10 protein-coding genes and 1 pseudogene are annotated in these 11,666 nt (G+C 70.6%); 3 read left to right on the top strand and 8 right to left on the bottom strand.

Annotation, left to right across the window (positions count from 1 at the left end):
* The coding region (locus ACWDNU_RS43455) for a molybdopterin dinucleotide binding domain-containing protein (RefSeq protein WP_449673149.1) at window positions 1-363 on the top strand (363 nt) is incomplete at its 5' end.
* Here the strand turns inward: ACWDNU_RS43455 and ACWDNU_RS43450 are convergent.
* Window positions 341-1,390, bottom strand: coding sequence for an FUSC family protein (locus tag ACWDNU_RS43450; protein ID WP_449673148.1), 1,050 nt, complete (start codon window positions 1,388-1,390; stop codon window positions 341-343). The genes ACWDNU_RS43455 and ACWDNU_RS43450 overlap by 23 nt on opposite strands.
* A 290-nt stretch (window positions 1,391-1,680) precedes the next feature.
* Here ACWDNU_RS43450 and ACWDNU_RS43445 point away from each other — a divergent pair, with 290 nt between their 5' ends.
* Window positions 1,681-2,250 (top strand): YbhB/YbcL family Raf kinase inhibitor-like protein, encoded by a 570-nt coding sequence (locus tag ACWDNU_RS43445; RefSeq protein ID WP_370937806.1) that lies wholly within the window; start codon window positions 1,681-1,683, stop codon window positions 2,248-2,250.
* A gap of 17 nt (window positions 2,251-2,267) precedes the next feature.
* Here the strand turns inward: ACWDNU_RS43445 and ACWDNU_RS43440 are convergent, their stop codons facing one another.
* From ACWDNU_RS43440 to ACWDNU_RS43410, 7 genes are all read right to left on the bottom strand, one after another.
* Window positions 2,268-3,350, bottom strand: coding sequence for a zinc-binding dehydrogenase (locus ACWDNU_RS43440; RefSeq protein WP_449673151.1), 1,083 nt, complete (start codon window positions 3,348-3,350; stop codon window positions 2,268-2,270).
* A complete protein-coding gene (locus tag ACWDNU_RS43435) occupies window positions 3,350-3,634 on the bottom strand; it encodes a putative quinol monooxygenase (protein WP_378399956.1) in 285 nt (94 codons plus the stop codon). Before ACWDNU_RS43435 ends, ACWDNU_RS43440 begins: the two co-directional genes overlap by 1 nt.
* Window positions 3,631-4,224, bottom strand: a complete 594-nt coding sequence (locus ACWDNU_RS43430; protein ID WP_449673147.1) for a glycerol-3-phosphate responsive antiterminator — start codon at window positions 4,222-4,224, stop codon at window positions 3,631-3,633. Before ACWDNU_RS43430 ends, ACWDNU_RS43435 begins: the two co-directional genes overlap by 4 nt.
* Before the next feature lie 193 nt (window positions 4,225-4,417).
* Window positions 4,418-5,980 carry an FAD-binding oxidoreductase gene (locus tag ACWDNU_RS43425; protein WP_370937809.1) on the bottom strand — a complete coding sequence of 521 codons (1,563 nt, stop codon included), beginning with the start codon at window positions 5,978-5,980 and terminating at the stop codon, window positions 4,418-4,420.
* Window positions 5,977-7,662 carry an FAD-dependent oxidoreductase gene (locus ACWDNU_RS43420; RefSeq protein ID WP_449673146.1) on the bottom strand — a complete coding sequence of 562 codons (1,686 nt, stop codon included), beginning with the start codon at window positions 7,660-7,662 and terminating at the stop codon, window positions 5,977-5,979. Before ACWDNU_RS43420 ends, ACWDNU_RS43425 begins: the two co-directional genes overlap by 4 nt.
* Window positions 7,663-7,707: 45 nt before the next feature.
* Window positions 7,708-9,186, bottom strand: a complete 1,479-nt coding sequence (locus tag ACWDNU_RS43415; RefSeq protein WP_370937811.1) for an FGGY family carbohydrate kinase — start codon at window positions 9,184-9,186, stop codon at window positions 7,708-7,710.
* Complete coding sequence (locus tag ACWDNU_RS43410; protein WP_449673150.1) at window positions 9,183-10,607, bottom strand: MFS transporter; 1,425 nt, start codon at window positions 10,605-10,607, stop codon at window positions 9,183-9,185. The genes ACWDNU_RS43415 and ACWDNU_RS43410 overlap by 4 nt, the downstream gene beginning before the upstream one ends.
* A 9-nt stretch (window positions 10,608-10,616) precedes the next feature.
* Between ACWDNU_RS43410 and ACWDNU_RS43405 the strand changes: the two are divergent.
* A pseudogene (locus ACWDNU_RS43405) lies at window positions 10,617-11,666 on the top strand (DEAD/DEAH box helicase); the annotation flags it as partial.

Below are 11,666 nucleotides of genomic sequence, written 5' to 3'. Positions count from 1 at the left end.
GCCGCCGGCACGCTCGCGCTGGGCACGATGCGCTCGCACGACCAGTGGAACACGACGATCTATTCGGACGACGACCGGTATCGCGGCATCAAGAACCTGCGGACGCTGGTGTTCCTGAACGCCGAGGACATGCGCGACCGGGGGCTGAGCGAGTTCGACGAGGTCGACATCACCGCCACCGCGAAGGACGGGACGACGCGTTCGGTGCGGCGTTATCGGGCGATTCCGTACGACATTCCGCGCGGGTGTGCGGCGGGGTACATGCCGGAGATGAATGTGTTGTGCGCCATTGGGGACTACAGCACGCAGAGCGATCAGCCGTTGATGAAGCACCTGAAGGTCACGGTCGAACGTTCTGCTTGAGTGCGGAGGTGCGGCACGGGGCGCGGACCAGCACCGCCGCCCCGATGCCAGCCGCCACCCCCACCAGCGTGTCCGCCACCCGCGCCGTTAAGAGCGTCTCCGGCGCGGCGGGCGCGGCCAATTCCGTCATCACCAGGATCAGCGGAGTGAAAAACCCCAGCGCGATTCCGTAGTGACGGGACATGAACAACTCCGTCGGGAACAGCAGCACGATCACCGCCAACGCAAGCGGCGCGGCTCCGAATCCCGGCAAGAGCAGCAAAGCCGTGACGACCAGTCCGGCGAGTGTCCCGAGGACCCGGTGCGCGCTGCGGTCCAGCACGCTGTGCAGGCGCGGATGCAACCGGCTGCGCGGGTCGGCCGCCGCCAACGGGACTGCCGCCGAGGCCATCGCCCAGTTCGCGTGGTCCACGCCGAGCAGCAGCCCGACCGCGCCCGCGGCAGCGATCGCCAGCGCGTACCGGGCCGCGTGCACAACGGCGCATGCGACACCGCATTCCGGTGCGCATGTCGACGTCCTCGGCGCGGGAGGGCGCTCCGGGCCAGTCAGTCCAATGAGGACGCATCCGGCGATTGTGCCCGCGCACAAGGCAATTCCCGCCCACGGTTCGATCCGACCAGCTGGCACCAGCGCGATCGCGCCGAGTGCGAAGATGCCGAAGAAAGGTCCGCGCGGGCTCAAGTCCAGGCGGTTCGTCACCAGTGCACAGCAGAAAGAGAACGTGGCTTCAGTGACCACCAGCAGCCAAGGCGGCGCGTGGCAGGCCGACAGCAGCACGCCCAGCGAGACGCCGCTCAGCAGCACCGCGCCTGCCTGGAGCTGGTGCCGGAACCGGAGCGCGCGTGTCTCGGCGCGGCCGTACATCCCGGCGAACGAACCGAACGCGGCGAAAATGATCAAGTCCGGACGGCCCGCCGCGAGCAGCGCCAGCCCCGGAATCAGCAGCCCGGCCGCGACCCGGCTGGCATGCCACCATTCGCCGCCGTCGAACGAGCGCGCGGACGCGGCCGAGGTCGCCACCGGCACGCTGTCCTCCGCTTGGTTGTCCTGACGTCGGCTACCGGGATCCGCCGGTCGTCCCACGGTACCCGCGACAAGGGCGGCCCCGGCCCGGATTGTGGCGCGCCACAACGAAGTCTGCGCCAGCCGACAGAGCCGCGTCCGGGCAGCCAGCCGACACGGCTCGCGGACGCCGGATGTCACTCTTGGCGGGAAACGTGGTACTCACTGCCGCTGACGCGACGGTCCCCGCCGGTTCCGGAGCACACTCTTCCCACGAAAGGACACGAGACCACCAGCAGCCTCGGGAGCCTCCAGTGAGACGCACCAGAATCGCTCTCTTCGCCCTGCTCGTCCTCTGCGCCGCGAGTTCCGGCACCGGCGCCGCGTCGGCGAACCCGGGACGCGCCGCCTTCGCCCTCTCCAGCACCGCCTTCGCCGACGGCGGGATGATCCCCAAGGTCCACGACTGCGCCAGCAGCGGCGACGGCGACCCCGAAAAGAAGGACGAGTCGCCGCCGCTGGCCTGGTCCGGGGCGCCGGAGCAGGCCAAGAGCTACGCGGTCGTCATGCACGACCTCGACAACGGCATCATCCACTGGGTCATCTACGACATCCCAGCCGCCACGGCCGAGCTGCCGCAGAACGTCGACCACGCATACCAGCCCACAGTCCCTGCCGGGTCACGGCAGGCCTACTACCGCGGCAGCGCGAACTTCTTCGGATACCAGGGGCCGTGCACGACGGACCACACGTACGAATGGGCCGTGCACGCGCTGAACAAGGAGTCGCTTACCGAGCTCGACTCGAACTCGACTACGCAGGCCGCCGAGACTGCCATCGACGCGGCGACCATCGCGACTGCTTCGCTTCGCGGCAACTCTTAGCCGGGCCGGGCGCGGGTTCAGAAGGTGATCACCTGACGGACCGCGCCCCCGTCCCGCAGCCGGGAGAAACCCTCGTTGATCTCCTCCAGCGCGATCGAATGCGTCAGCAACGCCTCCACCGGCAGCAGCCCCGCCTGGTACAGCGCGATGAACCGCGGCACGTCCCGCCGCGGCACGCACGAGCCGAGGTAGCTTCCGCGCAGGGTTTTTTCCTCGGCTACCAGGCTTTGCGCGGGCACGGTCAGTCCGGCGGACGGATGCGGGAGGCCCACGGTGACCGTCGTCCCGCCCGGCCGGGTCGTCTCGTACGCCTGGCTCAGGGCGGCGACCACGCCGGTGGTGTCGACGGCGTGATCCACCCCGCCGCCGGTCCGCTCGCGGATCTCCGCGACGTCACCGGTCAGCACCGTGGCGCCCAGTGAACGCGCCAGCTCCCGCTTGCTCGGCACCGGATCGATCGCGAGCAGAGTGCTGGCACCGGCGGCCTTCGCGGCAAGCAGCGCGGACAGGCCGACTCCGCCGAGGCCGAACACAGCCACGCTGTCCCCGGGGCGCACGTCCGCGGCGTTGAATACCGCACCCGCGCCGGTCAGCACCGCGCAGCCGAACAGCGCCGCGATTTCGAACGGCAGCTCCTTGTCGATCCGCACCGCCGACCGGTCGGACACCACGACATGCGAGGCGAACGCGGAGACCCCGAGGTGGTGCAGCGGACGTCCGGCCGGCGACGACCACCGGACGTCCCCGCCCAGCAGCGTGCCCTCGCGGTTGGCCGCCGCAGCGGGACCGCACAGCGCGGGGCGGCCTGCCGTGCACGGGGCACAGTCGCCGCAGGAGGGCACGAACGTCAGGACCACATGCTCGCCGGGCTGGAAATCGCTGCCCGGCCCGGCCTCGACGACTTCACCGGCCGCCTCGTGGCCGAGCACCATCGGCACCGGACGGGGCCGTGAGCCGTCGATCACCGACAGGTCCGAATGGCACAGCCCGGCCGCGCGCACGCGCACCAGCAGCTCGCCGGGTCCCGGCGGGGCCAGCGTCAGCGTCTCGATCTCCAGCGGTTTCCCGACCTCGCGCAGGACCGCGCCGCGAACCTCCATCACGCGCCGACCGGGACGCAGCGGGTGACCAGCCGCTCGGACAGCAGCGGCACGACCTCGCCGAGCACGATCCGCGTGAAATGCTCAGACGCGCAGTGCGCGGTGAAGTCCGCTTCGCTGTCGTACTCCTCGACGATCACCACGACGCCGTCCTCGATTCCCGTGTGGACGGTGTACCGCCGGCAGCCGGGCTCGCGCCGCGACGCCTCCGCCATCGGGCCGAGGAGTTCGACGACCCGGTCCCGTTCCGCGGTCACATACCGGGCCACCACTACGAAACTCATTCTTCTCCTGTACGCAGCCGGGACCGGGTCAGCGACCACAGCCCCGGATCGGAGGACGCGGCAGCCGCCGCGCCCATCGCCAACGAATGCGCCACGCCGTCCCGGTCGGTGACGAAACCGGCCGCGACGAACGGCGACATGACTTCCCGCGCCGACTCCGACATCCACGGGATGATCGGGGCCGGCATCAACTCCACCAGGTCGGGGCCGCTGCGCTTGACCGCCTCCAGACTCCGGTTCAGGTTCGAGCGGTCGGTGACGAACACCTTGTGCATCGTCAGCATCGACAGCGCCCGCGCCCGTTCGATCGGCGCGACCCGGGTGCTGACCACCCCGGCCGCCCCGATCTCCTGGAGGAAGTCCACGCCCGCGCGGTCCGTGGCGAGGCCGGGGCACGAATCGATGTTGACGAACACGAGCTTGTCCCGCCCGGCCAGCGCCGCGACGATCTTCGGCAGCTGCCCGACCGGCACCGACGCCAGGATCCCGACCCGGGACTGCGCGGCCACGAAATCCGGCACCTTCGCGACGCCGACCACCGACGCGCACACCGGCACGTCCTCGAACGCCGCCGTGATCTTCTCGTTCATGCCGTCCACCGTTTCATGCCCGCTGCCGCTCCCCCGTCCCCGCCGTCTCGTAGGTGCGTGAGGGGAACCCTCAGGGAATCTGATTCCCTCAGGGTTCCCCTCACGTACCGGCCCAGCCCGCCAGCCGCGGCCATTCAGCTCGCCGAACCCGCTGGACTCGGCTCGCGCCCCGGCACCGTCCGTGAAGGCCCGGTCAGCTGGCCGAGTCCAGCGGGTTCGGGCCCAGGTCCGTAGGCAAGCCGAGCTTGCCGGGGTTCAGCAAGCCCGCCGGGTCCAGCGCCCGCTTCACCTCGACGAACGTCCCGAACCCAGTGCCGAGCGCGTCCGCCAGATAAGGCCCCCGCAGCAGTCCCGACCCGTGGTGGTGGCTCAGCGCCGCCCCGTGCCGCACCAGCACCGCGTTCGCCGCGTCCCAAGCCGACCGGTACCAGTGCCGCCGCTTCTCCGGCTCCACGTCCCCGCGCAGCGAGAAGTACAGGCAAGCCCCATCGGTGTAAGCGTGCGACTGGTGCGCCGAAGCAGCCAGAGTCCCCGGCACCGCCTCGATCGCGGCCACCACCTCGTCGTAGATCGCCGGGAGCGCGGACCACGCACCGGCCATCTCCAGAGTGTCCGCGACGAAGCCCGGGCCGGGCGTGAACCCGTCGGCGGACTTGCCGACCAGCATCCGCTCGTCCAGCCAGCGTTCGAACACCGGCTGACCGTCCAATTCGGACCCATCAGCCGCGCATTCCTCCGCGCTGACTTTGATCATCGCGTCGACCAGCACCGGGTCGCCCTCGTCGGCGATGAGCAGCAGGTTGGTGTCCGGCTGCCCGAAGTGCGTGCCGCTCTCGTGCTTGTCGTACAGCCGCATCGCGGCGGGAGTCGCGCCGCGCTGCATGATCCGGCGGCAGGCGTCGAGCCCGGCGGCGAAGGTCTCGAAGCCGTACGCGATGGCCTTCGAGTACGTCGGCAGCGGGTGCGTGCGCAGCCGCACCGAGGTGATCACGCCGAGCGTGCCTTCCGAGCCGACGAACAGCTGCCGCAGGTCCGGGCCGGTCGCGGCGCGCGGGTAGTCGCCGAAGCGGGCCAGCGTGCCGTCGGCGAGGACGACGTCGAGGCCGACGACCATGTCCTCGATTTTCCCGTACCGCGTGGACAGTTGACCGGCACCGCGGCAGGCGACCCAGCCGCCGACCGTCGAGATCGCGAACGCGGACGGCCAGTGCCCGGTGGTCGCGCCGTGCGTCTCCTGCAGCTCCTTCTCGAACAGGTCGCCGAACATGCCCGCCTGCACTTCGACGATCTGCGATTCGGCGTCGAACGACACGATCTTGTTGAGCCCGCACACATCCAGCACGACCCCGCCGTACACCGGCAGCGCGGCACCGGTGACGTTGCTGCGTCCGGCCGACACGGTCAGCGGCACCCGGTGCTCGCCGCACAGCCGGACCGCGGCCTGGATCTGCTCGACGGTGCTCACCTCGGCGATCACCGCGTCCGGGGTCGCCGGGGCGTCCGCGGTCTCGCCGATCATCGAGCCGGCCCACCAGTCGCGGGTGCGCAGCACGACCTCGTCGCGTTCGGTGTGCACCGCGTCCGCCAGCTCGCGCAGCGCATCGGTCAGCGCGGCGGGCACGGCCACGGCCGCCGTCTGCAGCGACGCGTCGCCCTTGCCGGGCTCGGTGCGGCCGCCCCAGCGCGGCGGCGTCGGCGCGCCGACCACGTAATTGCCCCGGTTGAACGGGTGCGTGACGGTCTGACGGCTGATCATGCGTTGGCTCCCAACAGGTTGTCTCCGAACAGGATCGACTTCTCCCGGGCGACGTCCGCCCGGTACTGCTCCACTTGCGCCGCAACGGTTTCCGGGCTGAGACCGAGTTCCGCGCCGAGCAGTTCGCCCACCAGCGGCGCGGCCGCGACCGACGCGTCCCGGGCGAACAGCCGCAGCCGGGTCCGCCGCGACAGGACGTCGTCCACCGAGCGCGCCATCTCCGAACGCGCCGCGAACACGACCTCGGCCTTGAGGAACGGCTGCCCCTCGATGAGCGGCTCCCCCAGCGCCGGGTTCTCGTCGACCAACGCGCTCACGAACCGCGCCTCGGTCCCGTACCGGCCGCCGAGGTGCGCGGCGACGCCTCCGGTCGCGGCAGTAGCCTCCGCGTCGTATCCAGCACCGCCGATGAGCGGCAGATTCTTGGTGCGGCACTTGGCTTTCCGGCCCAGCAGGCCAAGCGCCTTGTCCACGACCAGCTCGCCCATGTGCCTGCTCGTGGTGAGCTTGCCGCCGGTCACCGTGACCATGCCCGCGGACACCGTGATGTGGTGGTCGCGGCGCATGTCCAGCGTCGCGCCCTCCTTGCCGCCGACGAGCGGGCGCAGGCCCGCGTAGCTGCCCAGCACGTCGCTGGCGTCCAGCTTGGTGTCGAAGGCGATCTGGGCTCCTTCGAGGAGGAAGTCCATCTCCTCGCGAGTGCAGTGCACGTCGTCGGTCGAGCCGGTGTAGTCGGTGTCGGTGGTGCCGACCACGACGACGTCGCCCCATCGCGTGCAGGTTGCCCGCCGCGCGCGGCCCGGGATCGGCACGGTGACGGTGCAGTCGTTGCGGATCTTCGCCCACGGCAGCACGATGTGCACACCCTTCGCCGGGCGGACCTGCGGCTGGTGCCCGTGATCGGCCATGCCTTCGACCCGATCCGCCCACACGCCGGTCGCATTCACCACGACGCGCGCCCGGATGTCGATCTGCTCGCCGTCGGCCTGCACTGTCGCACCGGTGACCCGTCCGCCGGCGGTGCGCAGTCCGGTCACTTCGGCGCCGTTGACCACCACCGCGCCGTGCCGGGCGGCGCTGCGCACGATCGCCAGCGTCAGCCGTGCGTCATCAGCGCGGCTGTCGTAATACATAAGGCCGCCCTTGAGGTTCTCCGCGCGGAGCGTCGGGGCGTGCGAGAGCACCTCGTCGACAGTGAGCCGCTGGTGCAGCTTCCCGATCCGCCAGCCGCCCGCGAGATCGTATGTCCACAAGAGACTCTCGAAAGCCTTGGCGATGCGGGCGTCGAACACCCCGTCCTTCGCCAGGATCGGGAACAGGAAAGGCAGCCGCTGCACCAGATGCGGGGCGTTGCGGCGGAACCGCTGCCGCTCCAACAGCGAATGCCGGACCAAGTCGAGGTTGCCCTGCTCGATGTAGCGCAGCCCGCCGTGCACCATTTTGGACGACTTGGACGAGGTGCCGGACGCGAAGTCGTCGCGCTCCACCAGCGCCACTTTCAGGCCGCGGGAGACGGCGTCCAGCGCGGTGTAGGCGCCGGTGACGCCGCCGCCGATCACCAGCACGTCGAACGTGCCGGTTTCGAGGTCGGTCAGTGCCGCGCGGCGGTCCAGCCGCAACGACGCGGACAGGGTCGCCCTCGCGGCGACGGCGTTCGGCCGTCGGGACGGCAGTGTGAACATGAGCTTGTCTCTCCACTCAAAGTTGAAAACGTCCACAGAGGACGGTCAGGACAGCGACACCGCGAGCACGTCCTGCCAGCGGGCGCGCAGTTCGCGCCGTTCGTCCTCGGGCAGCTGAGGTTCGAAGACCTCGCCTTTGCCCAAGTTCGCAACGGCTTCGGCCAACGACGGCCACAAGCCCAGCCGGACGCCCGCGAGATACGCGGCGCCCCGAAGGCTGGCGGTCGCCGAATCGGCCACTCGTTCGATCTCGACACCGGCGAAATCGGCTTGGCTTTGCAGGAGGACGTCGCTGGCGGCCAACCCGCCACCGGCGCGCAGGCGGGTCACCGGCCGGTTCATCGTCGTCCGCAGCGCGTCGACGGTGTCGCTCACCGCGTGCGCGATCCCGTCGAGCACCGCGCGCGCCACCACGTCGCGGGTGGTGGCCAGGCTCAGCCCGGTCAGCACCCCGCGCGCACCGGGCCGCTGCACCGGTGTGCGCAGCCCGGCCAGCGTCGGCACGAACCAGGTCGAGGTGCTTCTCGGCTGAGCCGCCGCCAGTTCGCTGATCTCGGCGGCGGAACGGAACAGCCCGAGATCCTCGGTGAGCCACCGCAAGGCAGAACCGGTGGTCGAGGTGTAGGCCTCCAGGCTGAACCGGCTGTGGCCCGCGCTGCGCCAGCCGACCAGGCAGAGCACACCGTCGACCTTGCCGAGCCCGTCCGGCGGTTCGTCACCGGCCAGCGCGCCGACGAAGGTGCCGGTGCCGTGCACGCACGTGCCCTGCCCCGGAGTCAGCGCACCGAGCGCGATCAGGGACGCGTGCTGGTCGCCCATCACCGCAGCGATCGGCACCTCGATGCCGAGCAGGTCCGGGTCGGTGTAGCCGAAATCGCCGTCGTCATCGACCGGCGGCGGGGCCAGCTCAAGCGGGAAACCCAGTGCTGCCAACCATTCCTGGTCCCACGCGTGCTCGCGCAGCCGGTACCCGCCGAACGCGACGGCGTTGGTCGCCGACATGACATATCTGGTGCGTCCGCTGAGATGCCACACAAGCCAGGTGTCCACTGAACCGAACAGCACCCGGTCGGCGGGCACGTCAAGCTGGTCGAGCTGCCGCGCGGCCCAGAGGAACGGGGCGCGGGTACCGACCGGACGGCCGGTCCGCTCCCACAGCACCGGATCCCACTCCGGAGCGAGCTTCGCCAGTTCGTCGGCATACCGGGTGTCCTGCCACACCACGGCCGGAGCCAGCGGCTGCCCGGTCTCGCGGTCCCACAGGATCGCGGTCGCGCGCTGCGTGCACACCGACATCCCGACGATCTCGACGCCGTTCTCCCCCGACCACGCGATCGCCTGGCGGGCGACGTCGACGGTGCGTTCCAGCAGCTGCACCGCGTCTTGCTCCACCCGCGACGGTTCCGGATGGACGACGTCGACGGCGGTGTAGAACGACGGCCCGCACACGCCGTCCTCGCCGACGACCGCGGCTCGCGTGCCGGTCGAACCTTCGTCGACAGCCAGGATTCCGCGCCGCGTCACGCCGTCCTCCCCGGCAGCGAGATCTCCTCGTCGTCCGGGTCGACGCCGCTGCGGGTCGGGTCCCAGCGCACGATCAGGCAGGACACCAGGCCGAGCAGCGGCACCACGGCGAGCAGCGCGATCGTCGGGCCGAGGCCCATCGCTTCCTTGATCTGCGGGAACACGTACAGCCCGACGACACTGCCGAAGCTCCCGAGCATGCCGGTCACGCCGGTGCCGAGGGTGCGGATGTCGCTGCGGTAGGACAGCGCCGCGATCGACTTGCCGTTCGCGCCGGGTCCGGCCGAATGGAAGAAGATGAACAGGAACGGCAGCAGGAACCCGATCGCGATCGGCAGCTTCCCGAAGCCCAGCCCCATCACCAGCAGGATGGCGAACGCGAACGCGTAGCCGACCGCCGAGCTGACCCGCAGCCCGATCTTGCGGCCGAAGTAGGCCGACAGCGCGCCGCCGACGATCCCGGCGACGTTGAAGATCATCGACCCGAGCGTGGCCGTTTCGAATTTGTCGCCGAAGATCGCGAGGCTGATCACCGGCAGGTACCAGCCGATCGCGAAGTACTGCATCGCCTGGGTCAGCGAGATCGCCGTGGACAGGAAGGTGCGCTGCAGGTACGGCTTGCGGAACAGCACGCCCGCCTGCCGGAAGCCGATCTTGCGCTCCTCGGCGGCGGTGTCGTCGGCGCTCGCGGTTCCCGGCGTCACCTGGAAACCGTAGATCCGGCGGAGGCTGCTCGCCGCTTCGGACAGCCGCCCCTTCGCCGCGAGCCACGACGGGCTTTCGGCGAGGAACGCGATCTGCAGCACCAGCAGCGCGAGCGCGAAGACCCCGGCCGAGCCGACCGACCAACGCCAGATCTCCACCGAAACGCCAGCTTGGTAGAACAGCAGCGTCAGCGCGAGGTTCACCGTGGTGGCGACGTACCAGACGGACTGCCACAGGTTCAGCCGTCCGCGCAGCTTCGCCGGGGTGTACTCGGCGAGCAGGGCCATGGCGACCGCGAAGTCGATGCCGTAGGCGACGCCGACCAGCCCGCGCCCGGCCCAGACCGCCTCGAAACTGCCCCCGGTGGCGGTGAGCACCGCGCCGAGCCCGGCGATCGCCTTCGCCGCGATGAGCGGTTTGACCCGGCCGATCCGGGCGGCCAGCCAGCCGCCCGCCGGGTTGAACAGGATGGCGACCGCGGGCGCGGTCGCGGTAAGCAGGCCGACCTGGCCCGCGCTGAGGCCGAGCTCCTTGGTCATCGGCGAGAGTCCGGCGCCGAGCGCGGCGTTCGAGTAGGCGTCCAGGAACAGCCCGCCCAGGACCAGGTACCACAGCAGGTTCGCCTTGCGCGGCAACTTCGACAACGTGTTGATCAGCGCGGTGACCTGCGAAACATTCGCGATCGATCGCGGCGCTGCGACCGTGGGAGAACTCATGTCGAGGGCCGCACCGCCCCGGCCTGTCCGCCGCGCACCGACGGCATCGCCGCCGCCTTCGACGAGCGGCTGCCGTTCGAGCTGACCGAGGGTCAGCAGCAGGTGATCGACGAGATCTCCGCCGACCTCTCGCGCACCCGCCCGATGCACCGGCTGCTCCAGGGCGAGGTCGGCTCGGGCAAGACGATCGTCGCCCTGCACGCGATGCTGCAGGCGGTCGACGCGGGCAGGCAGTGCGCGCTGCTCGCGCCGACGGAAGTCCTCGCCGCCCAGCACTACCGGTCGCTGCGGGCGATGCTCGGTGACCTCGGCACTGCGGGCGAGCTGGGCGCGGCCGAGCAGTCGACGAAGGTGGTGCTGCTGACCGGTTCGATGTCGGTGGCGGCCAAGAAGGCGGCGCTGCTGGACGCGATGACCGGCGAGGCGGGCCTGGTCATCGGCACGCACGCGCTCATCCAGGACGCGGTGGAGTTCTTCGACCTCGGCCTGGTTGTGGTCGACGAACAGCACCGCTTCGGCGTCGAACAGCGAGATGCCCTGCGCGCCAAGGCCAAGGACGGCATCAGCCCGCACCTGCTGGTGATGACGGCCACCCCGATCCCGCGCACCATCGCGATGACCACGCTCGGCGACCTGGAGACCTCCACTCTCACCCAGCTGCCTAGGGGCCGCTCGCCGATCGTGTCGAAGGTGGTGCCGCGCAAGCTGCATCCGGGCTGGGTGGACCGGGCCTGGGAGCGCATTCTCGAAGAGGTCGGCGCGGGCAGGCAGGCGTATGTGGTGTGCTCGCGCATCGGCGAGGACCCCGACGCCCCGCCCGCCAAGGGCAAGAAGTCGGCCGAGGAGAAGGAAGGCCCGACCACCCAGGCGGCGGTCGAGATGTACGAGACGCTGAGCGCGGGCGCGCTGTCCGGCGTGCGGGTCGGGCTGCTGCACGGGCGCCTGCCGTCGGACGAGAAGGACCAGGTGATGCGTCAGTTCAACGACGGCGGCATCGATGTCCTGGTCTGCACCACGACAGTCGGCGGCAGCCCGGCCATCTGGCCGACCGGCTGCCCG

The sequence above is a fragment of the Amycolatopsis sp. NPDC003676 genome (assembly GCF_053587275.1).
This window is presented reverse-complemented; position numbering and strand designations above follow the sequence as displayed.

Coding starts and splice junctions, on each gene's coding strand:
- ACWDNU_RS43440 (WP_449673151.1), bottom strand. CDS start 3,350: ATGGAGGTTCGCGGCGCGGTCCTGCGCGAGGTCGGGAAACCGCTGGAG.
- ACWDNU_RS43425 (WP_370937809.1), bottom strand. CDS start 5,980: ATGATCAGCCGTCAGACCGTCACGCACCCGTTCAACCGGGGCAATTAC.
- ACWDNU_RS43420 (WP_449673146.1), bottom strand. CDS start 7,662: ATGTTCACACTGCCGTCCCGACGGCCGAACGCCGTCGCCGCGAGGGCG.
- ACWDNU_RS43430 (WP_449673147.1), bottom strand. CDS start 4,224: ATGAACGAGAAGATCACGGCGGCGTTCGAGGACGTGCCGGTGTGCGCG.
- ACWDNU_RS43435 (WP_378399956.1), bottom strand. CDS start 3,634: ATGAGTTTCGTAGTGGTGGCCCGGTATGTGACCGCGGAACGGGACCGG.
- ACWDNU_RS43410 (WP_449673150.1), bottom strand. CDS start 10,607: ATGAGTTCTCCCACGGTCGCAGCGCCGCGATCGATCGCGAATGTTTCG.